Below are 25969 nucleotides of genomic sequence, written 5' to 3'. Positions count from 1 at the left end.
AGCGCCGGGCCGGGGTTGTGCGGGGCCTGGCTCTGGGCGGGGGTGGGGGGGCGGGGGCGGGCGCCCGCCATGCCGCCCAGCGGCGGGTAGGGGGCGATCGGCCAGTCCGAGCCGAGGACGACGGTGGCGCCCGCGTCCCAGAGGTCCCGGCAGCGCCACGCGCGGTCGGCCCGCTCCTCGCCGAGGCGGCGGGACCAGTTGTCGGTGTGGTCGGCGCGGGTGAAGTCGCAGCAGTGGGTGGGTTGCATGGAGGCGATCACGCCCAGCTCGGCGAACCGCCGGACCACCGGGTCCGGAACGGTCTCGATGTGCTCGATCCGGTGCCGCACGGGGGAGGTCCCGGGCGTCGTGCCCCCGTTCGCCGCCGCGTTCCTTGCCGCGTTCCTTGCCGCGTTCGTCGGCTCGGTCGTCGTCGCCTTCTCGATCGAGTCGAGCGCGTGCCGGACCGCGGCGTCGCCGATCGCGTGGGTGGCGGTCGGGATCCCGGCGCGGTGCAGCTCCCCGATGACGTGGGTGTAGTGCGCCGGGTCCGGCCAGAAGGCGTGGGTGGACTCGCCGTGGCAGTCCGGGCGTTCCAGCCAGGCCGTCCCGTTGTCGATCGTGCCGTCCATGAACAGCTTGACGCCGTCCACCCGCCAGAGCCGACCGCCCCGGTCCTGCTGCGCGATCAGCGCGCGCAGCCCGTCCGCGTCCACGCCGGGCTGGCACCAGGGGGCGACGCGCAGCCGCAGCGGCAGCTCGCCCGCCTCGTCCAGGTCGGCGTAGAGGTCGAGACTGTCGCCGTTGGCGTCCATCGCGTGGCCGCCGGTGAGGCCGGTGGCGGCCACGGCGCGCAGCGCGACGGCGAGGCGGTCGCGGCGCTCGGCGCGGGTGGGCCGGGGGGCGGCGCGCTCGACCAGCTCGCAGGCGGCGTCCTCCAGCAGCAGGCCGGTGGGGCGGCCCTCGGCGTCGCAGACCACCTCGGCGGCCTGGTCGAAGCTGCGCGGGCCGTCCACGCCGGCCAGCTCCAGGGCGCGCGGGCTGGCGAGCATCGAGTGGGCGTCGAAGAGCTGGAGCAGCGCCGGGACTCCGTCCAGGACGGACGCGAGGGCGGCGGACTCCACCGGACGGTCGCCGAAGACGTTCGGGTCCAGACCCCAGGCGTGCAACCAGGCGCCGGGGGCGAGGCGCGCGGCCTCGGCGGCGAGGGCGGCGCGGACGCCGGCCAGGTCGGTGCAGGCGGAGAGGTCCAGGCCGTGGGTGAGCTCGGCGCCGGTGACCGGATGCAGATGGCCGTCCACCAGGCCGGGGGTGACCACGGCGCCCTTGAGGTCGATCACCGTGGTCGTGGGGTCGGCGAGTTCGCGGACGGTGCGGTCGTCGCCGAGGGCGGCGATCCGGCCGTCCACGACGGCGAGGGCGGTCTGCGGGAGGAAACCGCCCGAGGCGGGGTCGAGCAGACGGGCGGAGAGGAGGACCAGGGAGGTGCGCACTTCGGCTCCAGCGGTGCTGCGGGTGGGGGCGGGGTGGGGTTGCGGGGGTGCGGAGGCTTCGGTCAGGACTGCTCGGCGACCGGGGCGGGAGCGGGGGGCGTGGGCGCGTCCGCCGGGCTCGTGGTGTCCGCGGGGTTCAGCGTGCCGTAGGCCAGGCCCAGTTCGCGTTCGGCGGTGGCGGCGGCGAGCCGGGTGACGGAGGACGGGTGGTCGCGCAGTCCGGTGTTGGCGTGGACGGCCAGGCCGTCGATCACGACAAGGATCCGAACGGCCGTCAGCACCGGGTCTTCGGTGCGGAATTCGCCCTGCTCGACCCCGGTGGCGATGACACCGCCGAGTCGGCCGCGCCAGCCGTTCTCCTGGTCGAGTACGCGCTCGCGCAGGACGGGGCGGTAGCGGCTGAGGTGGCGGGCGTTGAGCCAGAGCCGGCTCATGTCGTCGTAGGACGGGCCGGTGGTGCGGGCGAAGAAGCGCGCCAGGTGTCGCAGCGCGGACCCGTCCGGCGGCTCGGTGGGCAGCAGTGCCTCCAGCTCCGCGGTGGCTGCGCTGCCGAAGGCCTCGGCGACGAGGTCCTCGACGGCGGGGAAGTAGTGGCTGATCAGGCCGGGCCGGACGTCGAGTTGCTCGGCGATCCGGCGCAGGGTGATGCACTCCAGTCCCTCGGTGAGGGCGACCTCGGCCGCGGCGCCGACGATCTCCGCCCGGCGGTCCTCGGGGGACTTGCGAACCCGCTTGCGCTGAACGCTTGACGTCATGTTCCGGATGCTATTGAGTGTGCGACCAATAAGCAAGCAGGTGGGCACGACACCCCCACGGAGGGCCCCCAATGGCGTCCACGCTCCCGGACCACCCCCGCAATTCCCCGGACCTACCCCCGCACCCGGCCGCCCCGCCCCGGCAGGAACGGGGCGGCCGGGTCGAGGTCCACGGCATCGACCACATCCCCGATACCGAGCGGCGCGGGCGCGCCCGCGAACTGTTCCCGGTCTGGGCCGCGGCCAGCGTCAACTACCTCAACCTGGTGGTCGGCGGCGCCCTCGTCCTGAGCGGCCTCGACCTCTGGCAGGCCTTCGCCGTGGTCGTCCTCGGCAACCTGTTCTGGCTGGGCACCGGCCTGCTCGCGGTCTCCGGACCGGCAGCCGGCGCGCCCAGCGAGGTGATCACCCGCGCCATGTACGGCATCCGGGGCAACCGGGTGAACAATGCCGTCACCGGCTGGATGATCTCGGTCTGCTACTTCGCGCTGAACCTCGCCGCGGCCGCCGTCGCCGCCTTCTCGCTCGCCGAGGAGGCGGGAATCACCCCGACCACCCCGATCAAGATCACCATCGTGGTCGCGATCGTCGTGCTGACCCTCACCATCAGCGTGTACGGGCACGCCGTGATCGTCCGGCTCTACCTGCCGATCACCCTCGCCCTCACAGCGGCGTTCGCGGTGGTCGGCTACGCGATCGTCACCCACGCCGACCTCGCCTGGAGCCAGCCCGAACCGCTCACCGGCGGACGGCTCTGGGCGGCCGTCCTGGCCGGCGTCACCCTGATCGCCTCCGGCCCGCTCTCGTACACCACCAGCGCGGACTTCTCCCGCTACCTGCCCGCGACCACCGCCCCGCGAGCGGTCCTCGGGTGGACGGCCCTCGGCGGCTTCCTGCCCAGCGTGGTGGTCGGCGGCCTCGGCGTGCTCGGCGCCTCCGCCGTCGACATGACCGACCCGCAGGCCGCCCTCCGGCAGATCCTGCCCGGGTGGTTCAACCCCGTCTTCCTGCTCTCCCTCGTGGTCGGCACCATCGCGGTCAACGCCCTCACCGCCTACAGCGCGGGCCTCGCCCTCCAGGCCGTCGGAATCCGCATCCGCCGCACCCTCAGCGTGCTGGTGGACGGCGCGGTCGCGGTCTCGCTGACGCTGTACGCCCTGCTGGTCTCCAACTTCCTCGACACCGTCAGCAACGTCCTCCAGCTGACCGTCGTCCTCCTCGGCCCCAGCACCGCCGTCTACGCCACCGACATCCTGCTGCGCCGCAACCGCTACGACGGCCGCGCCCTCGGCGACGAGAGCCCCGGCAGTCCCTTCTGGTACCGCGCCGGTGTCAACCCGGCCGGCGCCATCGCCCTCGCGGGCGGCGTCACGGCAGCGGCGCTCGGTGTGGACACGCTCTATACGGGTCCGTTGGCGGCGTTGGCCGGGGTGGATCTGGCGTTGCCGGCGGGTGTGGTGGTGGCCGCGGTGCTGTACGGGGTGCTGATGCGTCGGCGTGGAGTGTAGCGCGCGGCGGTGTGCCGGGCTGCCGGTCGCCAGCCCGCCCGCCTGCTTGCCCGCCTGGCCGCCCGCTCATGGCGGGTGGCCGAGCGGTGCGGCCGGTTCGGCCGGTTCGGGGGAGCGGGTGGGACCGGGTGGCCAGAGGAAACGGCAAGGAGAGTCGATCCCCCTGCCACTATCAAGCTACAGCGTGACCCGGGGCTTGCGGCAAGGCCCCGGTCGTGGCGCAGAATCCCGACCGTAAGGCCATGACCTGCGGAAACGGGAGTCGTGAAATGCGCGTGTTGATGACGACATGGGGATCGCGCGGGGATGTCGAGCCGCTGGCGGGGCTGGCGGCGGCGCTGCGGGGGCTCGGCGCGGAGGTACGGGTGTGCGCGCCGCCGGACGAGGAGTTCGCGGCTCTGCTGGCGAGGGTCGGGGTGCCGCTGGTGCCGCTCGGCCCGTCGGTGCGCTCGATCGTCGCCGGTCCCAGGCCGCCGACGGCGGAGGACGCGTTCCGGCTGGCCCGCGAGCTGGTCGGCGCGAGGTTCGAGACGCTGACCGCGGCGGCCGAGGGCTGCGACGTGCTGCTGGCGACCGGCCTGATGCCGGCCGGGGCGCGGGACGTCGCGGAGAAGCTCGGCCTCCACTACGTGCTGGCCTGCTTCCACATCTTCGGACTGCCCTCGCGGCACTTCCGGCCCGGCCGGCGGCCGGGCACGCCGTCCCCGCAGGAGGAGACCGACTACCGGAAGCTCTGGGAGCAGGACGCCCAGCGGGTCAACGGGCTGTACCGGGAGGCGCTCAACGACCACCGGGCGGCCATCGGTCTGCCGCCGGTGGAGAACGTCCGCGACCACGTCTTCACCGAGCGGCCATGGCTGGCGGCGGATCCGACCCTGTGCCCGTCGGAGGGCATGACGGAACTCGACGTGGTGCCGACCGGGGCGTGGATCCTCCCCGACGACCGCCCGCTCCCGGCCGACCTGGAGGCGTTCCTGGACGCCGGTGAACCACCCGTGTACGTCGGCTTCGGCAGCATGGCCGCGCACGCCCCGGAGGGCATCGCGCGGGTGGCCGTCGAGGCGAGCCGTGCGCACGGCCGCCGGGTGCTGCTCGCCCGTGGCTGGGCCGGGCTCACCCCGGTCGACGACCGCGAGGACTGCCATGTCGTCGGCGAGGTGAACCAGCAGGCCCTGTTCCGCAGGGTGGCCGCCGTCGTCCACCACGGCGGCGCCGGCACCACGACGACCGCGGCCGTGGCGGGCGCGCCGCAGGTGGTCGTCCCCCGGATCGCCGACCAGCCGTACTGGGCCGCCCGGGTCGCCGAGTTGGGCATCGGCGCGGCCCACCTCGACCGGATGCCGACCGTAGACTCGCTCTCCGCCGCGCTCGGTACGGCCCTGGCGCCCGGGACCCGGGCGCGGGCGGGGGACGTGGCCGGCGCCATCCGCACCGACGGGGCGACGGTGGCCGCGAAGCTGCTGTTCGAAGCCGCGGGCCGGAAGGTGCCCGCCGGGTCCGGGTGAGTGTCCGGGGAACCGGGCCGCGCAGGTGCCGGGTGAACGGTGGCACCCGGTGAACGGCCGTGCGGGCCGGGTGAGTTCGATTCCGGATCGGTCTCCTTCCGATCGATCAGGGGGGGTGTCGGCCCGCGCACGGCCGGTTCCGGCATTGATCCGGCGACCGGCGGCCGGGTGTCGGCAGGGTCGGTTAGGGTGCCCACTTGCGCGCCCGGTCACCGCAGGCCATGCGCGAGGGGAGGGCGGCATGACCGACGGTACGCACGGGGGAGTGGGACAGGACGGGGACGGCATCCAGTGGCTCGCCGACATCGGCCGGCCGGCCACGGGCCGACCGTCAACGGGGCGCCGGTCGACCGGCCGACCGTCAACGGCCGGACCCGACCCGGACGGTGAGGTCGGCGGCGTCGTCTTCGCCCGGGGGATCACGCCCCAGGAGCTCGCCCGCCGGATGGGCGCCGACCCGGCCACCGCGACCGAGCCGATCAGCGACACCGAGATCCGGGACCTGGACATCGAGGTCTACCGCCCCGGTGACGACGGCGACGGCGTGATCCGGGTCGGCGATTGTGCCGGCTGGTCGTTCGCGATCGAGTACGGCGACTCCACGGGCGGCGAACTGCTCATCGAGATAGCGCGCGAGGGCGTCGAGGTGGTGCACTTCCGCCCGATGCCGGAGCAGCGGCCGGCCCTGCTCGACTACGCCCGGGACGGCGCCGTGCTGTGCGGCTTCGGTCTGGGCGAGGAACGCTGGCGCTGGGGCCAGGAGCCGGACCTGCTGGTGCCGGACCTGGTCGCCGCCGGAGTCCTGGAGGCCGACGGCGTGACCCCCCGCGACCCCGGGCGTGAGCCCGAAGGGGACGCCCGCCGCCGCGCCCTCGGTGCCGTCGAGCGGCGCTTCGGGCTGAGCCTGCCCCGGGCCGCCCTCGGCGGGCTGCGCCTGCCGGCGTACGCGGTGCGGGGAACCCCGGGCATGGCGCTGCGCTGAGGGGGTGCTGTGCCGGTGCCCCGCAGCACCGATGGCCCACGAAGCGTTGACGCGGGCGCGGAGGAGGACCCGGCGGACGGAGGGCAGGGCGAACCTCAGACGCGGGACCGACAGGAACGGGAGCGACAGGAACGGGAGCTGCGGGAACGGGAGCGGCAGGCCCGGAAGCGACGGGAACAGGGTGGTCACGGCAGGGTTCCTTTCCGGGCCCCACCGGCGGGGCCCCGATGGCCGTCATCCTTGCGCGCCGGCTGCTCGTCGCACATGTGCCGATCGGGAGGTTCCCGAGGCGCAATCCCGCCGGTGGCCCTGCCGATCGGCAGGGCCAGGGCAGGACGGGGGCCGGGGAGACGCGCCCCCACCGTCGTCGCGAGCCTCCGCAGTCGGGCCGTGCGGCCCCGTCCTTCACCCGGTCGGCCGGTGGAATCCGGTTCGGCGCACGCCCCCGTCCAGGGGGTTCCACCAGGCATCCGCGGGATCCGGCCCCTAGGGTCTGTGGTGCGTCGACGAACCGAGCGTCGGGCGTACGCCGTCCCGCCGAGCGCCGGGGCGTCCGGCCGGCCCGAGGCCGCGTGCCGAGCGCCAACCGACCCGAGAGGTGGACCCACCCCATGCACACCGTCGTCCGCGGCGCCGGAGCGTTCGGCCTGGCCGCCCTGCTGCTCACCGCCGCCACCGGCTGTCAGGGCGACGGCTCCTCCGCCGCCGAGCCCGCGCCCACCTCCGCGGCCGGCGGCGCGGGGACGGGGACCGGCGCCGCCACCGGAGCGGCCGCCCAACAGCTGGACTGGCACGCCTGCTCCGCCCCCACCAGCGCCCAGGGCAGCGGCACCGCGCCCGCCGCCGAGGACTGGCAGTGCGCCACCCTCAAGGCCCCGCTGGACCACGGCAAGCCGGACGGTACGACGGTCGACCTCGCGCTGATCCGCAGCCGGGCCAAGGACGAGGAGCACCGGATCGGCTCGCTGCTGTTCAACTTCGGTGGCCCCGGCGCCTCCGGCGTGGCCGCCCTGCCCGCCCTCGCCGCGAGCTACAGCTCCCTCAACTCCCGCTACGACCTGGTGAGTTTCGACCCGCGCGGAGTCGGTGCCAGCGCCGGGGTGACATGCCTGGACGACCGGGCGATGGACGCCGCCACCGCCGCCGACAGCACCCCCGAAACCCCCGAAGCGGTGAAGGCCCTGGACGCCGACAACGCGGGCTTCGCCGCCGCCTGCGAGCACAACTCCGGCGCGGTGCTGCCGTACGTGGACACCGAGAGCGCGGCGCGCGACCTGGACCTGATGCGGCAGGTGCTGGGCGACCAGAAGCTCTCCTACTTCGGCATCAGCTACGGCACCCAGCTCGGCGGCGTCTACGCGCACCTGTTCCCGCAGCAGGTCGGACGGATGGTGCTGGACTCGGTGGTCGATCCGACCAAGGACCCGCAGCAGTCCGCGCTCGGCCAGGCCCAGGGCTTCCAGCTCGCTCTCGGCGACTTCATGAAGGCCTGCGCCGCCCAGGCCGGGACCGCCTGTCCGACCGGTGCGGGCGGCGACGACGGCAGCGCGAAGGTCGAGGCACTGGTGCAGAAGCTGGCGCAGTCGCCGCTGCCCACCAAGCAGGGGCGGCAGCTCACCGAGAGCCTGGCCGTCACCGGTATCGTGGCCGCCCTGTACAGCCAGGGGACCTGGCCCGCGCTGGCCACCGGGCTCACCGAGGCGATGGAGCTGGGGACCGGCGACACGCTGCTCCAGCTCGCCGACCGGCTGAACGGGCGAGACGCGCAGGGGCACTACACCAACCTGAACGCCGCGAACCGGGCGATCAACTGCGTGGACGCCCGGCAGCGCTACTCCGACCAGGACGTGCAGCAGCAGCTGCCGCAGTTCCGTGCCGCCTCCCCGGTGTTCGGGTCCTTCACCGCCTGGGGCCTGACCGCCTGCACCGGCTGGCCCGTCCCGGGCAGGGCCGCCCACCCGGAGGTCTCCGCGCCGGGCGCCGCCCCGGTCCTGGTGGTCGGCACCACCGGCGACCCGGCGACCCCGGTGGAGGGCGCCCGCACGATGGCGGAGCAGCTCGGCGCGGGCGTCGGCATCACCGTCACCCTGCAGGGCGAGGGGCACGGCGGCTACAACACCGGCAACCCGTGCCTGAAGCAGACCGTGGACGCCTACCTCCTGGACGGCACGGTGCCGGCGGACGGGACGACGTGCGGCTGAGTGGCCGGGCGGCGGGAAAGTGGCCCACTGCGGCAGCTGTCGATTGGCTCTGGAGAGTGGGCCACTCGGTCCACTAGCCTCTCCGGTGTGACGAACGATGTGACGAACGATATGACGACCGGCGCGCCCGCCCAACAGCTTGCCCAGCACCTCGACCAGCACCTCGACAACGGCCACCGGGCCGACAGCGACACCGTCAAGGTCGACTTCTACTTCGACCCCGTCTGCCCCTTCGCCTGGATAACCTCCCGGTGGATCCTGGAGGTCGATCGGCAGCGCGAACTCGACCTGAACTTCAGGGTGATGAGCCTGTCCGTCCTCAACGAGGGCCGCACCGACCTGCCCGAGCGCTACCAGCGCCTGATGACCACCGGCTGGGGCCCCGTGCGGGTCTGCATCGCCGCCGCCGAACAGCACGGTCCGCAGGTGCTGCGCGAGCTGTACACCGAGCTCGGCACCCGACTGCACGACCAGGACCGCGAGGCCGACGACGCCGTCATCCGCGAGGCGCTCGTGGCAGCGGGGCTGCCGGAGGAGCTGGCCGAGGCGGCGAACAGCACCGCGTACGACGAGGCCCTGCGCAAGAGCCACCACGAGGGCATGGACCCGGTCGGCGAGGAGGTCGGCACGCCGACCATCCACGTGGACGGCGTCGCCTTCTTCGGTCCGGTGCTGAGCGCCATCCCGCGGGGCGAGGACGCCGTACGGGTCTTCGAGGGCGTGCGGCTGCTGGCCGGGTACCCGAAGTTCTTCGAGCTCAAGCGGACCCGGACGGGCGGGCTCGACTTCTCCTGAGCCACCCGGCGGAGGCCGCGCCGAGCCCTCGCCGTGCCCTCGCCGTGCCCGCAACGTGCCCCCTCGGTGCCCGCACGGACGGAGGACTGCCGCGGGCCCGGCCTCCGCCCGTCAGCCCCGGCGGCGCTGCTTGATCCTGATCGGCCCCGACCGGGGGTGGCCGATCACGGTCAGCACCGGGGCGCCCGGCTCCGCCTGCTCGGCGGCCTTGTTGACGATGTTTCCGGTGTTGGTGCTCGACGGGTCGATCCGTACGCCCCAGCCGCGCGGGACGATCAGCCGGATGTGGCCCATGCCGGTCGACGCCTCGACCGTGATCTCCTGGTGGGGGCACACGGCCTCGGTGAAGTCGACCGTGAGCAGCGAGATCTTGGTCTCCGCGACGATCCGGCGGGGCACGGACCAGCGGCCGCTCTGCACCATGTTGTTCATCCGGGGCCGGAGTGTGAGGACCTCCTCCGCCGCGGACGCCTCCCGGGCCTCCACCCGGCCGCCGAGGTCGGCCACCAGGATGTCGAGTTCGCCGTACGTCCGCGCGGCGTAGGTGCGGTCGAGCCGCTCCTCCAATTCCCCGAGGTCGATGCGGCCGTCACCGGCGGCGACCCGCAACTGCTCGGCCACCGCCTCCCGGTCGCTGTCCCCGGCCCGGGGTTCCACGGCGGCCTCGGGCGTCTTGTGCAGGGCTGGCAGTTCCTCGTTGACCATGCGGCTACTCTAGGTCACGAATCGTCCTGGTGGGCGGCTCGATCGCCAACTCCGCACAGCCCGAGGATCCTTGAGCGCGCCCGGAGGAGCGGCCGAAGAAGCGGCCGGCGGGGACGGTCGGAGGGGACGGCCGAGGACGCGGGTCGAAGGGCCGTCGAGGACGCGGCCGCCTCGGCCGGAGCGGCCGGGCGAAGGCTTCGCCGGGTGCGGTGGAAGCGCCCGGCCGGCTTCCGCGAACCGTTCGCGACGGCCCGCTCCCACGTACCGGACCGGCCTTCGACCTGCCCGAGTCCGCCTCCCGTGCCGACGCCGAGCCCGCCGCCGAGCCCGCCGCCCGAGCCCGATCCGGCGCTGCGGGCCGTGGCGCCGAGCGGGTCGCTCTCCCCCGAGTGGACCGTTGCCACCCCCTTCGGGCTCCCGTCCGGGCCCGGACCGTCCGACCATGGAGGGGCGGAGGCTGTTCGGCCCCCCCGAGAGGCGGTGAGCGTGGATGATCGTACGAATCCGGCTGCGCGCTGTCCGTCACTCCGCGACTCCACCCGGTCCCGGTTCCAGCCCCGGCGCCGACCCCGGCTCCGACCGGGGACCCGGTTCCGGCCCCGGTTCCGGCGCCGACCGCGACTCCGACCCGGGCCCGCGCCCGAGGCAGAGCTGGGGCCAGCCGCGAGGCCCGAGCCCCGGGCAGGGCCCCGGGCAGGGCCCCGGCCAGGGCCGGAACCAGGGCCCCGGCGGCCCGGCCAAAGCTCCGCCTCCGCCGTCGTGGCGCCGCTGGCTGCTGCCCGTCGCGGTGCTGGTCACGATGCTCCTGCTGGTGCTCTTCTCCAGTTCCGGCAAGCCCGGCACGCGCTACGGCTACTCCGACTTCGTGAGCCGGGTGGACTCCGGCCAGGTGCAGACCGTGAACGTCAACGACACCGGCGGGGTGAGCGGCACGCTCAAGGACGGCACCCACTTCACCAGCCAGATCCCCACCGCCCTGGACACCTCCCGGCTCAGCAGCGCGCTCGCCGACCACCACGTGGCCGTCACCGGCAGCCGGAGCAGCAGCGGCTCGATCTGGTCGACCCTGCTGCTGTTCCTGCCGCTGCTGATCTTCGGTGCGCTCTTCCTCTGGTCCGGCCGGATGGCCGCCCGCTCGCTGGGCGGCGGCCTGAGCGCCATCGGGCGGTCCCGGGCCAAGATCATCGAGGCCGAGCGGCCGGACACCGGTTTCGCCGACGTGGCCGGGTACGAGGGGGTGAAGCAGGAGGTCAGCGAGGTGGTCGACTTCCTGCGCAGCCCGGAGCGGTACGCCGCCGCCGGGGCCAAGGGGCCACGTGGGGTGATCATGGTCGGGCCGCCGGGCACCGGCAAGACCCTGCTGGCCCGGGCGGTCGCCGGCGAGGCCTCGGTGCCCTTCCTGTCGGTGACCGGCTCCGGCTTCGTGGAGATGTTCGTCGGCGTCGGCGCCTCCCGGGTCCGCGACCTCTTCGACGAGGCCCGCAAACGCGCACCGTCGATCATCTTCATCGACGAGATCGATGCCGTCGGCGGCCGGCGCGCGGGCGGCACCCGGTTCGGCGGCAACGACGAGCGCGAGCAGACCCTGAACCAGCTGCTCGCCGAGATGGACGGCTTCGACCAGAGCACCGGCATCGTCGTCATCGCCGCCACCAACCGCCCGGACGCCCTCGACCCGGCCCTGCTGCGGCCCGGCCGCTTCGACCGGCAGGTCACCGTCCCGCTGCCCAACCAGGCCGAGCGGGCCGCCATCCTCGCCGTGCACTCCCGCGGCAAGACCCTGTCCCCGGACGTCGACCTCGGACGGCTCGCCCGCGGCACCCCCGGCTTCTCCGGCGCCGACCTCGCCAACCTGGTCAACGAGGCCGCCATCAACGCTGTGCGCGCCGACCGGGCCACCCTCACCGCCGACGACCTCGACACCGCCCGCGACCGGGTGCTGCTCGGCCGCCGGGAGTCCTCCAACGCGCTGCTGCCCGAGGAGCGGCACGCCGTCGCGGTGCACGAGTCCGGGCACGCCCTGATGGCCGCGCTGTGCGAGCGCGCCGACCCGGTCGCCAAGGTGACCATCCTCCCGGCCGGCGTCGCCCTCGGCGCCACCGAGCAACTGCCCGAGGCCGAGCGGCACCTGTACAGCGAGGGCTACCTGACCGACCTGCTCACCGTCCAGCTCGGCGGCCGCGCGGCGGAACTGGTGGTCTTCGGCGAAGGCTCCACGGGCGCCGCCAACGACCTCGCCAACGCCACCTCGGTCGCCACCCGGATGGTCCGGGAATTCGGCCTCTCCCCGGAGCTCGGGCCGGTCGGCTACTCCAGCGGCACCCCGCACTACCTCGGCGACAGCCCCGAGGACCTGCTGCGCCGCCCGTACTCCGAGCAGACCCAGCGCGCCGTGGACGAGGCGGTGGCCGGCCTGCTGCGCCAGGCCGAGCGGCGGGCCCTCGGCCTGCTCACCGAGCACCGGCACCACCTGGACGAGCTGGCCGCGCTGCTGGTGGCCCAGGAGACGGTGGACGGCGCGGTGGTGCTCGACATCCTGACGCACCCGGCGCCGGGCCCCGAGCGGCCGGTCTCGCTGCGGAAGCCGGACGGGCCGGCGGACGTGGACAGGGCGGCGGACGCGGACGGGCCGGCGGACGCGGACGGGCCGGGGGAGACCCCCCGCCCGTGACGGCCGCATCGCCGGTGGTCGTATCCTCGTGACCGCGCCACCCACCACCGTCCCGAGGAGTCGGAATGACCGAGCCCCTGCCCGCCGACGTCCAGCGGGAGATCGCCCGTGCCCTCGGGGTCGCGCCCGTGCCGGACCCCGCGACGGAGGCCGAGCGCCGGGTGGAGTTCCTGGCCGAGCAGGTGCGGACCACCGGCGCGCGCAGCCTGGTGCTGGGCATCAGCGGCGGCGTCGACTCCACCACCGCCGGACGGCTCTGCCAGCTCGCCGTCGAGCGGCTGCGGGCCGAGGGCCGCCAGGTGACCTTCACCGCGATGCGGCTGCCGTACGGTGTCCAGGCTGACGAGGCGGACGCCCAGCTCGCGCTCGGCTTCATCCGCGCCGACGAGGTGCTGACCGTCGACGTCAAGCCCGCCACCGACGGCGCGCTCGCCGCTCTGAAGACGGCCGGCCTGACCTACACCGACCACGGCCACGAGGACTTCGTCGGCGGCAACGTCAAGGCCCGCCAGCGGATGGTGGCCCAGTACGCGGCGGCGGGCGCCAAGGGCGGGCTGGTCGTCGGCACCGACCACGCCGCCGAGGCCGCCGTCGGCTTCTTCACCAAGTTCGGCGACGGCGCGGCCGACGTGATGCCGCTGTCCGGCCTGACCAAGCGGCAGGTGCGGGCGATCGCCGAGGCGCTGGGCGCACCGGCCGAGCTGGTCAAGAAGGTCCCGACCGCGGACCTGGAGAACCTCGCCCCCGGCCGCCCCGACGAGGACGCCCTCGGGGTCGGCTACGACGAACTGGACGACTTCCTGGAGGGCCTGCCGGTCAGCGAGGACGTCTTCCGCACCGTCCTCGGCCACTACCGCCGCACCGAGCACAAGCGCAACCTGCCGGTCGTCCCGCCCGTGGCATGACCGGCCCCGACGAGCGCGCCGCCGGGGCCGTCCTCGGGGCCGCCGTCGGCGACGCCCTCGGTGCCCCCTACGAGTTCGGCCCGGCCGGCGTCTTCTCCGCCCGCTTCCCGGACACCCCCGGTGACCTGGTGGCGGGCGGCGGCTGGGGGCTCGGCGAGGCGACCGACGACACCCAGATGGCCGTCCTGGTCGCCGAGTCCCTGATCGAGCGGGAAAGCCTGGACCTCCCGGACGTCTTCGACCGGTTCCGCCGCTGGGCCGCCGCCGACCCCCAGGACATCGGCATCCAGACGGAAGCCGTCCTGACCAGCGGCCTGCCCTGGGACCTCGCCGCCGCCGTCCACTTCAACACCACGCTGCGCGCCGCCGGCAACGGCGCCCTGATGCGGGCCTCGACCTCCGCCGTCGCGTTCGCCCGCGCCGGGCGGCGGGCCACCATGGACGCGGCCCGGCGCATCGCGGCGCTGACCCACGGGGACGGGGCCGCCTGGGAGGGCTCGGCGATCTTCCACGAGCTCGTCCGGCTCGCGCTCCACGGCGCCGACCCGCTGGCCGAGCTCCCCGCCGTCCTCGCCCACGTCGACCCCGGCCACCGGGAGCGCTACGCCACCGTCCTCGCCCCCGACTGGCACCCGGAGCGCGCCACCGAGGCCAACGGCGCGGTATGGCCCTGCCTCGGCTCGGCGGTCTGGGCGCTGCGCACCACCGAGGGCTTCGAGCAGGCGCTGCGCGCCGCGATCGACCTCGGCGGGGACACCGACACCGTGGCCGCCGTCACCGGCGGCCTGGCCGGTGCCCGGTACGGCCTGGCGGCGATCCCGGAGCGCTGGACCGGGCCGCTGCACGTCGAGCTGCCCGGGTTCGGCGGGCGAGTGCTCCGCGCGCCCGAACTGCTCGATCTGGCGCGGAGGTTGGCGGCCTGGGAGGCCGGTGGCGCGGATCGGGGCAGCGGGGGTGCCCGCCGGCGCGACCGGTAACGCGGTGCCCGGCGCCGGCGGATGAGCGAGGAGCGCGCCCGCCCGCGTGCCCGGCCACGGTGCCGGGGTACGGCGCGGGGGCCAAGGGGCGGGGCTGCCACGATGGGGGTGTGCGGCCCATTCCGGGGTCGGCGCGACCGGCGTGCGGCCGGTTGACGAGCGGGGGACGAAGTGATGACGGTGGATCGGCTCGCGGTGGTGTCCGGTGGCGGTACCGGGATAGGCCGGGCGATCGCGGCGCGGTTGGCCGGGGACGGGTACCGGGTGGTGATCCTGGGCCGCAGGCCGGCCGTGCTGGAGCAGGCCCGGGAGGAGATCGAGCGGGCCGCCGGTCCGGGGCGGGTCGTGCCGGTCGCGGCCGATCTGACCGCCCCGGCGGCGGTCGAGGCGGCGGCGGCCCGGATCACCGGACTCGGGCCGGTGGACGTGCTGGTGAACAACGCGGGTGCGATCGTCACCCCGCCGGCCGACGGCAGCCTGGGCGCGCTGGCCGCTTCCTGGCGGCGGGACCTGGACGGCAACCTGCTCACCGCCGTACTGCTGACCACCGCGCTCCAGGACGGGCTGCGCCGTCCCGGCGGCCGGCTGGTGGTGGTCAGTTCGGCCGCGGCCCAGCGCGGTGGCGCGGGCCCGCACTCGGCGGGCTCGTACGCCGCCGCCAAGGCCGCGCTGCACGGCTGGGCGTTCGGTCTGGCCCGGCAGTTGGGGCCGGACGGGATCACGGTGAACGTGCTCGCGCCGGGTTACATCGAGGGCACCGAGATCTTCGGCGCCGGCTGGAGCGAGGAGTTCCACGCCCGGAAGGTCGCGGACACCCTGGTCGGTCGGGCGGGCACCCCGGCCGATGTGGCCGAGGCGGTCGCGTACCTCGCCTCCCCGGCCGCCGGGTATCTGACAGGTCAGGTGATCGGACTCAACGGCGGTGCGGTGCTGGGACGTTGAGTCCGGGCTTCGGGGGCGGCCGGTCAGTCCCCGTCGGCGTCGGGCTCGGAGGTCGGGCTGGATGCGGCGCGGAGGGCGAGCTTGGCCTCGGCGGTCGTCCAGTCGGTGGCGATCGCCTGCTGGGCGGCGGCCAGGGTGACCTGGCCCTTGCAGATCGCGGTGTGGAGGTGGGTCTCCACCGAGTCCTTGGGGTTGTTCGGGCCCTTGCCGGGGACGTGGCCGGGGGAGGGCGGCTGGACCCACAGGTTGCGCGGGTCGTTGGGGTCGCCGCCGAGTTGGAGGCTGATCAGGTGGTCGTACTCGGCGTCGCCCATCGGGCCGTCGTAGCCGTAGGACTTGGCGTTCTCGGCCTTCTCCTTGCCCGTGATGTTCGACGGCGGGCGGATGGTCGAGGTGTAGCCGCCCTGCTTGCAGATGGTGTCCTTGAGGTTGCCCGGGTTCACCGCCGGGCTGATCGCGCCCGGGGTGCAGGAGGGGTCGGGCAGCGGCTGCTTGTCCGCGGTGTAGCGGTAGTGGCAGCTGCCCGGCGCGGGCTGCGGCTGGACGTCGTAACTCGCCTTCGGGCCGGGTCCGGTGACGATCGCGGCGGCCAGGGGCGGGGCGGCCGCCGCGGCATCACCCGCAGCGGCCGGGGCGGAGGCGGAGGCGGACGTGGCCCCCTTGGCGGCGTGGTCGCCGCCGGGCGAGCAGCCTGCGGCTGCGGCGGCGAGCAGGACGGCCGCGGCCATGGCCGGGGCGCGGCGGACGGGAGCCGGCACGGGGTTCCTCCCTCGGGGGTGGGCGTGGGCGGCGGCCGCCGGACGGGCCGGTGCCGCGCCAGCGGACCCTACCGCGTCCGAGGGGCCGTCGGAGTGACGCCACGTGCGGGCGCGGGAAGCCTTCGCCGGGCGTGCGGAACCGTTTCCGCGGTGGAGGTGGATCCGGCCGCCGCCGATGGCCGGTTCCGGTTCTGTCGATGCCGTGAAGGGGCTGTGTTCGGACGGAGCCGGGCAGAGTACGACCGAACCGCTTCGCCGTCCGCGGGCCGTGTCGTAGCCTGACGCGGACGCGGCAGTGCCGCGATCCGACCGGCGGGAGGGAAAGCATGAACAGGCTTGTGCGCAAAGCGCGTTGGTTTGGAGCGGTGGCGGCGGCAGGGGCACTGCTGCTGACCGGGACGGAGGCCGCGGCCGCGGCGCCCGAGGGCCCGCCGGTCAGCGCGGCCCGGGCTGTCCCGACGGCGGACAACCTGGCGTTCGGCGGCACGGCCGAGTCGTTCGCCGTCGTCCCGGACGGCACCCGCGTCTACGCGGTGGTCGGCCACGCCGTCGACCCCGGCCACTCGGCCCGGGTCGTCCGCAGCATCGACACCCGTACCGGGGCGAGCACCGACCTGCTCACCGTCACCGGCTTCGACAGCGTCGGCCGTCCGACCGTCAGCCCGGACGGCAGCCGGGTCTACGTGACCGTCGACTGGGACCTGCTGACCTTCGACGCCGCGACCGGACAGCAGCTCGCCCGGGTCGCCACGCCCGACCAGCCCCGCCCCGGGGCCATGACCAAGGGCGCGCTGAACGGGGTGACCGTCAGCCCGGACGGAACCCGGGTGTACCTGTCCCAGTACGGCCCCTGGGGCGTGCGCCTGGGCAGCCGGGCCGGCCGCGTCCTCGCCTACGACCCCGCCACCCGGAGCTTCACCGGCGGCGTGACCCTCACCGGCTACACCGTCGGCCGGGTGGTGCTCGGCCCCGACGCCACCGACGCCTGGGTCGGCACCGCGGACAACCTCTACCACCTGGACGTCGAGGGCGCCGCCCCGGAGGTCATCGACCCGGTGGCGGACTTCGGCTCCGCCGAGGAGATCGTGCTCGCCGCCGACGGCCGCACCGTCTACGCGAGCGGCTACCGCGACTACGGCACCGTCACCGCCGACATCCTGGACCCGGAGACGAACACCTTCCGGTCCGCCTTCGGCCTCGGGGCCTTCGCCGACGGCCCCCAGCTGCTCGGGACGAGCCCGGACTCCGGCCGGGTCCACGTGTTCACCGGCGCGAGGACCCCGCAGGCCGCACTGCTGTCGTACGACCCCGCCACCGGCGCGGCCGTTCCGGGCGAGACCGTCACCGGCTTCGGCCTGGACTCCGTCGTCCAGGTCCAGCTCGGCGCGGACGGCCGCACCCTCTACCTGGCCGGGCTCAAGGGCGGGGACTCCGTCCTGCGGACCGTCCGCTTCTAGGGACCCGCCGAGCGGCGCCCGACGAGAACGGGCCCGGCAGCCGGCGCCGGAGCGCCGCCGTGCCGGGCCCGGGGAGGGCGGGTCAGCGGGCCTGGGCGGCCTTCGCCTCCTTGGCGGCCTTGGCGGCGGCCTCGGCGGCCTCCTTCTCGTGCTTCTCCTTGATCCGGGCGGTCTCCTTGCGGAGGTCCACCTGGTTGGCGCGCTCGTGCTGGAGCCAGAGCGGGTTCTCGGCCCGGAGGGCCTCGATCTGCTCGGTGGTCAGCGCCTCGGTCACGCCGCCCCGGGCCAGGCCGGAGATCGAGATGCCGAGTCGGGCGGCGACCACCGGGCGGGGGTGCGGGCCGTTCTTGCGCAGGTCCTGGAGCCACTGCGGCGGCTCGGCCTGCAGCGCGTTCAGCTCCTCGCGGGAGACCACGCCCTCCTGGAAGTCGGTCGGCGCGGCGTCGAGGTAGATCCCCAGCTTCTTGGCCGCCGTGGCCGGCTTCATGGTCTGGCTGGTCTTCTGCTTGAGCGATGTCATGGTGACAAGGGTAAGGGAGTGCGCGGGCGCTCCCGGTCACGGTCGGTAGCCTTGCCCTGTGACAGACATGCAGGTGAACCCGACCTTCCGGCTCGTGTACGTCCCGGGCGTGACCCCCGGCAAATGGGTCCGGGTCTGGGAGGAGCGGCTCCCGGACGTGCCGCTGGACCTCCTCGCGGTCGCGTCCGGCGACGCCGAGCGGACCCTCCGCGAGGGCGGCGCGGACGCCGGACTGGTCCGGCTGCCGGTCGACAAGGACGTGCTGAGCGCGATCCCGCTCTACACCGAGACCACCGTCGTGGTCTTCCCCAAGGACCACTGGCTCGCCGCCGCCGAGGAGGCCTCGGTGGAGGATCTGGCCGACGAGGTGGTCTTCCACCCGCTCGACGACACCCTGGGCCTCACCGCCGACACCCTGCCCGGGCGCCCCGCCGTCGCCCGTCCGGACAGCACCGCGGACGCGGTCGAGCTGGTCGCGGCGAACGTCGGCGTGCTCCTGGTGCCGCAGTCCCTGGCCCGGCTGCACCACCGCCGGGACCTCACCTTCCGGCCGGTGGCGGACGTGCCGCAGTCCCAGGTGGCGCTGTCCTGGCCGCAGGAGCGGACGACGGACCTGGTGGAGGAGTTCATCGGGATCGTCCGCGGCCGTACGGTCAACAGCTCGCGCGGCCGCGGGGCCGGGCAGGCGGCTCCCGAGGCGCAGCCGAAGAAGGCGGCGGCGGGCCGGGGCAAGCCGCAGCCGCAGCGGGCCGGCGGGCAGAAGAGCGGTGCGCAGAAGGCGGGCGGCCAGAAGTCCGGCGGGCAGCGGGCCGGGGCGCCGAAGGCCGGGGGAGCCAAGGCCGGCGGGCGGGGCTCGGCGGCCCGGCGCGGCAGGCCCAAGCGGTGACCGTGGCGTAGCCTCTGCCCCGTTCGCAGCGGTCGAGGCGGGAGGAGCGGGGCAGTGTGGCACGACCTGATGGCCGTCCAGATTCCGATCGTGGAGAAGGTCCTCCGCACGATCGCCGTCTACGTGCTGATCCTGGTGCTGTTCCGGCTCGCCGGGAAGCGCGGTCTGGCGGGGCTGAACACCTTCGACATGGTGGTGGTCTTCCTGCTCTCCAACGTGGTGCAGAACGCCATCATCGGCAATGACAACAGCCTGCTCGGCGGCGCGATCGGGGCGGTGACCCTGATCGCGGTGAACGCCGCCGTCACCCGCTGGCTCGCGCGCGACCCGAGGGCCGCGCGGATCCTGGAGGGCAGGCCGACCACCGTGGTGAAGGACGGCAAGCTGGTCGCCGGCGCGCTGCACAGCCTGGCGCTGCGCCCGTCCGAGCTGGAGCACGCCATCCGGATCCAGAACGGCGACAAGGTCGGCGACGTCGCCCGGGCCCGGCTGGAGCCGGACGGACAGCTGCTGGTCTCCCTCAAGGCGGGCGAGCAGAGCGCCACCCGGGGCGACGTCGAGGACCTGCGGCGCCGGCTGGAGGAGATCGAGCGGCTGCTCACCGCCATAGCCGCTGACCGCCGCCCGCCCGGCTGACCGCCGCCCGGGCCTCGGCCCGCCCGCCTCGACAGGCCCTGGAACCGGGAGGCCCTGGAGAGCCGGGGCTGGTCACGGGTTCGGGTGGACGTCCGCCGGCCGCTCGGCCCCGGCACGCCGGCGCCGCGAGGCGCCGAGGGCCACGGTGGCGGCCAGGGCGAAGCCGAGGGCGGCGGCGAGGAGGTGCCCGACGGTGGTGAAGCCCGGGAGGGGGCCGGGCCAGTCGCCGCCGGAGAGCGGCCAGGCGACGACGAAGGCGGCCCAGGGCAGCCGGGCCCAACGGGGCACGGCGAGGGTGGCGAGGGCGAGGACGGTCTGGGCGCCGTAGCTGATGCCGTAGTCCGAGGCCCCGCGGACGCTCTCCGGGTACCAGCCGTGGCGCAGGGCGAGCAGGATCACCGCGGCGGTGATCAGGGTGGCGCCGATGTGCCCGCCGAGGAACACGGCGGCGGCGCGCAGGCCGCCGAAGCGGCGCTCGGTCCAGGCGAGGCAGCAGCAGACGCCGAGGCCCAGGGTGATCAGGGTGCTGCCGAAGCCGGTGGAGAGGATCTCGGTGAGGGTGCCGTCGAAGAGCAGCGCGCTGCCGAGCAGGGCGCTGACCGGGTGGTCGTGCAGGTTGTCGAGGTTGGTGCTGATGTGGTCGCGCAGCGCGTCCGCACGGTCGGCGGCGAGCAGGTTCTCGACCCAGACGTGCCCGAGCAGGAGCAGGACGACGTAGCCGAAGGTCAGCGGCGAGCGGCGCGGGTACGTCCGGGCGGCGCGCAGCAGCCCGGTCAGGAGCCCCGAGGGGGTTCGAGCGTTCATGGTCTGGTGGCGTCCCGGTCGAGCGGCGTGGTTCCGGCCGGCGCCCGTGCGGCCGGCCACGCCGGGACAGTACCGAAGCCGGGTCGGGATCCGGTCGGCGGACCCGGCGCGGCCGGCGTCGGAGCCCGGTCGCCGTCCGGTCAGCGGACCCGGCGGGTGAGTGTCGCGGTGAAGGGCCGGGGCGTGAGGGAGGAGCCGCGGGTGGGGCGGACGGGCCGGCCCGGGGTGGGGGCGATGGTCCAGCGGGCGGCGATCGTGGCGATGGCGAGGACGGCCTCGGTAGTGCCGAAGACGTCGCCGATGCAGCGGCGGGCGCCGAGGCCGAAGGGCGCGTAGGTGCCGGGTGCGGGGCGGGCGGTGGTGAGCCAGCGGTCGGGGTCGAAGCGGTCGGGGCGGGGGAACAGGTCGGCCCGGCGGTGCAGCAGGTAGGGGCTGTAGAGCAGGGTGGCGCCGGCCGGGATGCGGTGGCCGCCGAGCCCGGTGTCGGCGGTGGCGGTGCGGCTGAGGATCCACGGCGGCGGGTAGAGCCGCAGGGTCTCGCTGACGATCCGGGCGGTGAGCGGCAGGGCGGGCAGGTCCTCGTGGCGGGCGGGCCGGCCGTCCAGGACGGTGTCGAGCTCGGCGTGCAGCCGCATCCGGACGGCCGGGTTGGCGGCGAGCAGCGTCCAGGCCCAGGAGAGGGTGGCGGCGGTGGTCTCCGTGCCGGCCAGCAGGAAGGTCACCACCTGCTCGTGGACCTCGGCGTCGGTCAGGCCCCGGCCGTCCTCGTCCGTCGCGTCGAGCAGCGTGGAGAGCAGGTCGTGCCGGTCGGTGCCGGCGGCGCGGTGGTCGGCGATCAGCCGCCGGGTGATCTCCCGCAGGTCCTGCCGGGCGCGGCGGAAGCGGCGGTTGCCGGGGGTGGGGAGGCGGTCGGCGCCGGGCAGCGGAAGCATCACCCGACGGCCGACGCCGCGGGTGACGGCGTCCATGGAGCGGCGCACCGGCAGGGTGCCGGCCCGCTCGTGCGCGGCGAACAGGCAGCGGGCGGTGACGGCGGTGGAGAGGCGGTGCATCGCGGTGGGGACGTCGATCACGTCGCCGTCGCGCCAGCGGGCGGTGGCGCCGCCGATCTCCTCGGCCATCAGCGCGGCGTAGCCGGGCAGCCGGTCGCGGTGGAACGCGGGCTGCAGCATGCGGCGCTGGCGCCGGTGGGCGGCGGCGGGGCAGGTGGCGAGGCCGTTGCCGAGGACCTCCCGGGCCTTGTCGAGGAGGGGCCCGCCCTTGTCGAAGGTGCGGTCGTCGGCGAGCAGCCGGCGGACCAGCTCGGGGTGGCAGACCACGTACGCGTGGAGCGGGCCGAGCCGCAGCCGGACGAGGTCGCCGTGGGCGGGCAGGCCGGCGACGAACTCGTGCGGGCGGTGGAGGAGGGCGGGGGCGTGGCCGAGCAGCGGGAGGCCGCCGGGGGCGGTGGCCGCGGTGAACCGGGTGGTGGGGAAGAAGGGGGTCGGCACGGGCGTCACCTTGGTTGGGGCGGGAGGACCGGGACGAATCGCGAACGTGATCTTTCCCGGCGGCGTGCGGCGAAACGATCGTGGACGGGCGGACGGGGTGAACGCGGGGGCGCGGGCCGAACGGTCGTGCGCCCTGGAAGATTTGATGGAGCGTTTACCCGTCGGGGTCGACCCCGGTCGGGCGACGGCCGCCGGTCGTGCCTACACTCGAAGCCCTGCGAGACTACCGGTGAGTAGAACCGGGCAGGTACGACCAACCGGTGCGATCGCCGGACGGTGGAACGTCCGGCAGGGAGTGGGGAGTTCGGATGACCGACGAGCGGGTCCACGCGTTCGCCGACGACGCCCTGGGCGCCCACGACGCGGTGGCGCTCGCCGCGCTGGTCCGGGCCGGCGCGGTCAACCCGAGGGAACTGGTCGGCGCGGCCGTCGACCGGGCCGCGCGGGTGGACGGCACGCTGCTGCCCGTCGCCCATGCTTCGTATGACAAACCGCAGATCAGCCGGGAGGGGATCGGCGGTCCGCTCTGGGGCGTACCGACCTTCCTCAAGGACAACGTGGACCTGCGCGGCCTGCCGACCGCGATGGGCAGCGAGGCCTACCGCGCCCGCCCGGCCCGCCGCAACGCGCGCTTCACCGACCAGTTCCTCTCCACCGGCCTGGCCGTCCTCGGCAAGAGCAGACTGCCCGAGTTCGGCCTCAACGCCTCCACCGAGTTCGCCACCGCCCAGCCGGTGCGCAACCCCTGGAAGCCCTCGCACTCGCCCGGCGCGTCCTCGGGCGGCGCGGCGGCCCTGGTGGCCGCCGGCGTGGTGCCGATCGCGCACGCCAACGACGGCGGCGGCTCGATCCGCATCCCGGCGGCCTGCTGCGGGCTGGTCGGGCTCAAGCCCACCCGGGGCCGGCTGGTCACCAACGCCCAGAGCGGCAAACTGCCGATCGACCTGGTCACCGACGGCGTGCTGACCCGCTCGGTGCGCGACACCGCCGCCTTCTTCGCCGCCGCCGAGCGGCACCGCGGCAACCCCGGGCTGCCCCCGCTCGGCCTGGTCGAGGGGCCGGGCGAGCGGCGGCTGCGGATCGGACTGGTGGTGGATTCGCCGATCGCCAAGACCGACGGGCCGACCCGGCAGGTGGTCGAGGAGACCGCCGCCCGGCTGGAGGCGATGGGCCACCTGGTCGAGCCGACCGCACTGCCCTTCGGTGAGGAGTTCTCCCGCGACTTCGTCAGCTACTGGGGCTACATCGCCTGGGCCATCGCCGCCACCGGCCGGCTGCTGATCGACCCGAGCTTCCGGGCCGGGAAGCTGGACGGCCTGACCACCGGACTGCGCCGCCGGTTCCGGGCGGAGTTCCCGCAGACCCCCGGCGTGCTGCGGCGGCTGCGCCGGGCCGAGGGCGTGTACGCGCGGATCTTCCGCGCCCACGACGTGATCCTCTCCCCGGTGCTCGCCCACACCGCCCCGCCGATCGGGTACCTGAGCCCGAACGTGGACTTCGACGAGCTGATGGACCGGCTGATGCGCTACGTCGCCTTCACCCCGGTCAACAACGTGACCGGCGGCCCGGGCATCGCGCTGCCGGCGGGCTCCGAGCCCGGCGGACTCCCGGTCGGGGTGCACCTGTCGGCGGCGCACGGGCAGGAGCGGCTGCTGCTGGAGCTGGCCTTCGCGCTGGAGGCGGACCGGCCCTGGCGGCGGATCCAGGACTGAACCCGGCGGGGCGGGGCGCGCCCGGAGCCGGGACCGAACCCGCGGGGTCGGGGATCGAACACCGAGGGTCCGGGACCGAACGCTGCGGCTCCGGGACCGGCCGCGCTCAGGGCGCCGGCGCAGCGGTCCGGGGCATCGGCGCGACCACCGACCGGGCGGCGCACACCTCGTGGTGGAGCCGGGCCAGCGCGCAGTCCGGCGCCAGCGCGTCCGGCTCCGCCCCCGGCGGCGGCCCACCGGTGCGCAGCGCCTCGGCGAGGCCGGTCAGCTCCCGGGTGACGGTGGCGACCTCGGCGGCGGTCGGCACCGGAGCGCCGTGCTCGATCCGCACCCGGGTGGCGGTGGTGGTGTCCACGATCCGCTCGACCGCGATCACCACCGGCCAATAGGCCTCCGCCCGGGTGCCGACCGGCGGCGGCTCGGTGAGCGCCCGCTGGAACTCGCTGCGCACGGTGGACAGGTCACGGTAGAGGCGGCGCCGGTAGCGGGCGCGGGCCGGTTCGTCCCGTCCGGGCGCGGTGGCGAGGGCCAGTGACACGTACGAGGCGGTGTCCTGGACGGCGTCGGCGAGCCGGTCGCCGATCCGGGTGTGCCAGGAGTCCGGCCACAGCAGGTAGCCGACCAGCAGCGCGATGCCGCAGCCGATCAGCGAGTCGTAGAGCCGGGGCGGCACCAGGTGGAAGCCCTGGTGGTTGAGCAGGTCGGAGAGCAGCAGGATCACCGGGGTGATGGCCGCGGTCTGGAAGGCGTACCCCTTGGCGGACAGGGCCGGGATCAGGGCCGCCAGTGCCGCCATCACCGGGACGTCCCACCAGCCGTGCGGCACCTCGGCCAGGACCGGGACGGCGATCAGCAGCCCGGCGGCGGTGCCGAGCGCGCGCAGCACCGCGCGGGAGAACACCGAGCCGAAGTCGGGCTTCATCACGAAGGTCACGGTCAGCGTCACCCAGTACGAGCGGGGCACCGCGATCACCGAGACCAGCACCTGTGCCAGCCCGATGCACAGTGCCAGCCGCAGCCCGTACCGCCAGGACGCGCCGGACAGCAGCAGTGCCCTGGTCGCCCGCCGGGCCCGGACTTCGATCCCGGCGGGGCGGCCCAGCCGGTCGCCGGTGGCGTACGGGTCGGGTGCGGCCTCGTGCACGACGACGGCGGCGTGCCCGATCGCCTGGACCAGCGCGCGGGTGGACGGGCCGGCCGGGACCGGCAGGCCGAGCGGCGGGGGCGGGCCGGTGCGGTTCTGCTCGACGGCGTCGGCCAGCGCGCGTACGGCGGCCGGGTAGCCGGCGGCCAGCGGGCCGAACTCGGGCGGGCGCAGCTGGGCCGCGGAGGCCGCCTCGACCACCGGGATCACCGCGTTGAGCTGGGCGAGCAGCCGTACCAGGGTGGGTGAGCGGCCGTGCCGGCGGGCCCGGCGGGCGAGCAGCAGGTCGTAGGACTGGTTGAGCGAGCGGGTGAGTTCGCGGCGGCGTCCGTCGTACTCCGCAGTGCCGGCCGCCTCCAGCAGGTCGGCGACCGCCCGGTAGGTGCCGGCCACCACCGCCCGTTCGGGGACGCCCACGCGCAGCGGCCAGGCGAGCAGGGTCAGGGCGAGCACCACCAGGCCGCCGAGCAGCAGCAGGGCGGGCGGCAGCCACCAGGGGGAGGGCAGGGGCAGTCCGGCCCCGACGACCGCGTTGAGCAACAGGAGCAGCCCGGAGACGGAGGCGACGGCGCCGATCGAGGAGATCATGCCGGAGACCAGCGCGACGACGGTCACCGTCGCGACGGCCGTCCAGCCGGCGCCGAACACCAGGGTGCCGAGCAGCATCCCCAGGGCGCCGAACAGCTGGGGCACGGCGATGTTGTAGATCCGCATCCGGTACGCGTCGGCGGTGTCCCCGATGACTCCGGACAGCGCGCCCATCGACACCAGCGCGCCGTAGGCGGGCCGCCCGGTGGCGGTGCCCACCGCGAGCGGCGCGGAGAGGGCGACGGACGCGCGGGCGACCGCCGCCCACGGGACGGGCGCGGCCCGGGGCCGCAGACCCTCGGTCAGCCACGGGGGAGCCGTCAGCGCGGGTGCCATGAGCCCAACGTACGGCCGGGCCGACGGGTTCACCGTGCGCGCGAATATGTCAATTCCAGAAACATACCCGCTCTTATGTCAGTCTCCGAAACATAAAGCGAACCCCGAGAGGTGTCGTGAGCTGCGTTGATTTCCCAATCGGTAACCCGCAGGAAAGGGTTGACACCATTAGTTGGTCTAGTCCAACGTATGGGGAGCGCGGTTCGGCAAAGGCTGATGC

At 74.9% G+C, this 25969-nt stretch carries 20 protein-coding genes and 1 pseudogene; 13 read left to right on the top strand and 8 right to left on the bottom strand.

Annotation, left to right across the window (positions count from 1 at the left end; all coding sequences use genetic code 11):
- Window positions 1–2 precede the first annotated feature (2 nt).
- Window positions 3–1472: pseudogene (locus ACWGJO_RS24280) on the bottom strand (amidohydrolase); the annotation flags it as partial.
- Between the two features lie 62 nt (window positions 1473–1534).
- Entirely contained in the window at window positions 1535–2227 is a 693-nt protein-coding gene (locus ACWGJO_RS24275) for a TetR/AcrR family transcriptional regulator (RefSeq protein ID WP_452186779.1), read from the bottom strand.
- Between the two features lie 71 nt (window positions 2228–2298).
- On the opposite strand from ACWGJO_RS24275, the gene ACWGJO_RS24270 reads away from it, so the two are divergent.
- From ACWGJO_RS24270 to ACWGJO_RS24250, 5 genes are all read left to right on the top strand, one after another.
- Window positions 2299–3735, top strand: a complete 1437-nt coding sequence (locus ACWGJO_RS24270; RefSeq protein ID WP_452186777.1) for a purine-cytosine permease family protein — start codon at window positions 2299–2301, stop codon at window positions 3733–3735.
- A 269-nt stretch (window positions 3736–4004) separates the two neighbouring features.
- Entirely contained in the window at window positions 4005–5240 is a 1236-nt protein-coding gene (locus tag ACWGJO_RS24265) for a glycosyltransferase (RefSeq protein ID WP_452186775.1), read from the top strand.
- 241 nt (window positions 5241–5481) lie between these two features.
- The gene (locus tag ACWGJO_RS24260) at window positions 5482–6222 is read left to right on the top strand and encodes a DUF6461 domain-containing protein (RefSeq protein ID WP_452186773.1); all 741 of its coding nucleotides are present in this window, start codon (window positions 5482–5484) and stop codon (window positions 6220–6222) included.
- Between the two features lie 611 nt (window positions 6223–6833).
- Window positions 6834–8423, top strand: a complete 1590-nt coding sequence (locus ACWGJO_RS24255) for an alpha/beta hydrolase (protein WP_452186772.1) — start codon at window positions 6834–6836, stop codon at window positions 8421–8423.
- A gap of 87 nt (window positions 8424–8510) precedes the next feature.
- Window positions 8511–9218, top strand: coding sequence for a mycothiol-dependent nitroreductase Rv2466c family protein (locus ACWGJO_RS24250; RefSeq protein ID WP_401054577.1), 708 nt, complete (start codon window positions 8511–8513; stop codon window positions 9216–9218).
- 111 nt (window positions 9219–9329) lie between these two features.
- Here the strand turns inward: ACWGJO_RS24250 and ACWGJO_RS24245 are convergent, their stop codons facing one another.
- The gene (locus tag ACWGJO_RS24245; RefSeq protein ID WP_452186770.1) at window positions 9330–9923 is read right to left on the bottom strand and encodes a DUF1707 SHOCT-like domain-containing protein; all 594 of its coding nucleotides are present in this window, start codon (window positions 9921–9923) and stop codon (window positions 9330–9332) included.
- 787 nt (window positions 9924–10710) lie between these two features.
- Here ACWGJO_RS24245 and ftsH point away from each other — a divergent pair.
- From ftsH to ACWGJO_RS24225, 4 genes are all read left to right on the top strand, one after another.
- Window positions 10711–12594 carry an ATP-dependent zinc metalloprotease FtsH gene (ftsH, locus tag ACWGJO_RS24240; RefSeq protein WP_452186768.1) on the top strand — a complete coding sequence of 628 codons (1884 nt, stop codon included), beginning with the start codon at window positions 10711–10713 and terminating at the stop codon, window positions 12592–12594.
- Between the two features lie 65 nt (window positions 12595–12659).
- Window positions 12660–13499, top strand: a complete 840-nt coding sequence (nadE, locus tag ACWGJO_RS24235) for an ammonia-dependent NAD(+) synthetase (RefSeq protein ID WP_452186766.1) — start codon at window positions 12660–12662, stop codon at window positions 13497–13499.
- Window positions 13496–14476, top strand: a complete 981-nt coding sequence (locus ACWGJO_RS24230; RefSeq protein WP_452186764.1) for an ADP-ribosylglycohydrolase family protein — start codon at window positions 13496–13498, stop codon at window positions 14474–14476. Before nadE ends, ACWGJO_RS24230 begins: the two co-directional genes overlap by 4 nt.
- Before the next feature lie 174 nt (window positions 14477–14650).
- Window positions 14651–15418, top strand: a complete 768-nt coding sequence (locus tag ACWGJO_RS24225; RefSeq protein WP_452186762.1) for an SDR family NAD(P)-dependent oxidoreductase — start codon at window positions 14651–14653, stop codon at window positions 15416–15418.
- A 23-nt stretch (window positions 15419–15441) separates the two neighbouring features.
- Here the strand turns inward: ACWGJO_RS24225 and ACWGJO_RS24220 are convergent, their stop codons facing one another.
- On the bottom strand, window positions 15442–16146 hold the full coding sequence (locus ACWGJO_RS24220) for a hypothetical protein (protein WP_452186788.1): 705 nt from the start codon (window positions 16144–16146) through the stop codon (window positions 15442–15444).
- A 356-nt stretch (window positions 16147–16502) separates the two neighbouring features.
- Between ACWGJO_RS24220 and ACWGJO_RS24215 the strand changes: the two genes are divergently transcribed.
- Window positions 16503–17633 (top strand): YncE family protein, encoded by a 1131-nt coding sequence (locus ACWGJO_RS24215; protein ID WP_452186760.1) that lies wholly within the window; start codon window positions 16503–16505, stop codon window positions 17631–17633.
- A gap of 82 nt (window positions 17634–17715) precedes the next feature.
- Here ACWGJO_RS24215 and ACWGJO_RS24210 read toward each other — a convergent pair whose 3' ends face one another.
- Complete coding sequence (locus ACWGJO_RS24210; protein WP_359898503.1) at window positions 17716–18153, bottom strand: DUF5997 family protein; 438 nt, start codon at window positions 18151–18153, stop codon at window positions 17716–17718.
- 58 nt (window positions 18154–18211) lie between these two features.
- Here ACWGJO_RS24210 and ACWGJO_RS24205 point away from each other — a divergent pair, with 58 nt between their 5' ends.
- Entirely contained in the window at window positions 18212–19039 is an 828-nt protein-coding gene (locus tag ACWGJO_RS24205) for a LysR family substrate-binding domain-containing protein (protein ID WP_452186758.1), read from the top strand.
- Between the two features lie 54 nt (window positions 19040–19093).
- Window positions 19094–19675 carry a DUF421 domain-containing protein gene (locus ACWGJO_RS24200; RefSeq protein ID WP_452186756.1) on the top strand — a complete coding sequence of 194 codons (582 nt, stop codon included), beginning with the start codon at window positions 19094–19096 and terminating at the stop codon, window positions 19673–19675.
- 72 nt (window positions 19676–19747) lie between these two features.
- Here the strand turns inward: ACWGJO_RS24200 and ACWGJO_RS24195 are convergent, their stop codons facing one another.
- A complete protein-coding gene (locus tag ACWGJO_RS24195; protein ID WP_452186754.1) occupies window positions 19748–20479 on the bottom strand; it encodes a rhomboid-like protein in 732 nt (243 codons plus the stop codon).
- 140 nt (window positions 20480–20619) lie between these two features.
- On the bottom strand, window positions 20620–21969 hold the full coding sequence (locus tag ACWGJO_RS24190; RefSeq protein WP_452186752.1) for a cytochrome P450: 1350 nt from the start codon (window positions 21967–21969) through the stop codon (window positions 20620–20622).
- A 308-nt stretch (window positions 21970–22277) separates the two neighbouring features.
- On the opposite strand from ACWGJO_RS24190, the gene ACWGJO_RS24185 reads away from it, so the two are divergent.
- Entirely contained in the window at window positions 22278–23681 is a 1404-nt protein-coding gene (locus tag ACWGJO_RS24185) for an amidase (RefSeq protein WP_452186751.1), read from the top strand.
- 106 nt (window positions 23682–23787) lie between these two features.
- On the opposite strand, the gene ACWGJO_RS24180 is transcribed toward ACWGJO_RS24185, so the two are convergent.
- Window positions 23788–25749 carry an FUSC family protein gene (locus ACWGJO_RS24180; protein ID WP_452186749.1) on the bottom strand — a complete coding sequence of 654 codons (1962 nt, stop codon included), beginning with the start codon at window positions 25747–25749 and terminating at the stop codon, window positions 23788–23790.
- Between the last annotated feature and the right edge of the window lie 220 nt (window positions 25750–25969).

This window comes from Kitasatospora sp. NPDC054795 (genome assembly GCF_053611565.1).
The sequence above is the reverse complement of the archived record's forward strand: the minus strand, read 5'-3'. Positions and strand labels throughout refer to the sequence as shown.

Coding starts and splice junctions, on each gene's coding strand:
- ACWGJO_RS24225 (WP_452186762.1), top strand. CDS start 14,651: ATGACGGTGGATCGGCTCGCGGTGGTGTCCGGTGGCGGTACCGGGATA.
- ACWGJO_RS24245 (WP_452186770.1), bottom strand. CDS start 9,923: ATGGTCAACGAGGAACTGCCAGCCCTGCACAAGACGCCCGAGGCCGCC.
- ACWGJO_RS24220 (WP_452186788.1), bottom strand. CDS start 16,146: ATGGCCGCGGCCGTCCTGCTCGCCGCCGCAGCCGCAGGCTGCTCGCCC.
- ACWGJO_RS24275 (WP_452186779.1), bottom strand. CDS start 2,227: ATGACGTCAAGCGTTCAGCGCAAGCGGGTTCGCAAGTCCCCCGAGGAC.
- ACWGJO_RS24270 (WP_452186777.1), top strand. CDS start 2,299: ATGGCGTCCACGCTCCCGGACCACCCCCGCAATTCCCCGGACCTACCC.
- ACWGJO_RS24255 (WP_452186772.1), top strand. CDS start 6,834: ATGCACACCGTCGTCCGCGGCGCCGGAGCGTTCGGCCTGGCCGCCCTG.
- ACWGJO_RS24180 (WP_452186749.1), bottom strand. CDS start 25,749: ATGGCACCCGCGCTGACGGCTCCCCCGTGGCTGACCGAGGGTCTGCGG.
- ACWGJO_RS24260 (WP_452186773.1), top strand. CDS start 5,482: ATGACCGACGGTACGCACGGGGGAGTGGGACAGGACGGGGACGGCATC.
- ACWGJO_RS24195 (WP_452186754.1), bottom strand. CDS start 20,479: ATGAACGCTCGAACCCCCTCGGGGCTCCTGACCGGGCTGCTGCGCGCC.
- nadE (WP_452186766.1), top strand. CDS start 12,660: ATGACCGAGCCCCTGCCCGCCGACGTCCAGCGGGAGATCGCCCGTGCC.
- ACWGJO_RS24265 (WP_452186775.1), top strand. CDS start 4,005: ATGCGCGTGTTGATGACGACATGGGGATCGCGCGGGGATGTCGAGCCG.
- ACWGJO_RS24185 (WP_452186751.1), top strand. CDS start 22,278: ATGACCGACGAGCGGGTCCACGCGTTCGCCGACGACGCCCTGGGCGCC.
- ACWGJO_RS24210 (WP_359898503.1), bottom strand. CDS start 18,153: ATGACATCGCTCAAGCAGAAGACCAGCCAGACCATGAAGCCGGCCACG.
- ACWGJO_RS24215 (WP_452186760.1), top strand. CDS start 16,503: ATGAACAGGCTTGTGCGCAAAGCGCGTTGGTTTGGAGCGGTGGCGGCG.
- ACWGJO_RS24230 (WP_452186764.1), top strand. CDS start 13,496: ATGACCGGCCCCGACGAGCGCGCCGCCGGGGCCGTCCTCGGGGCCGCC.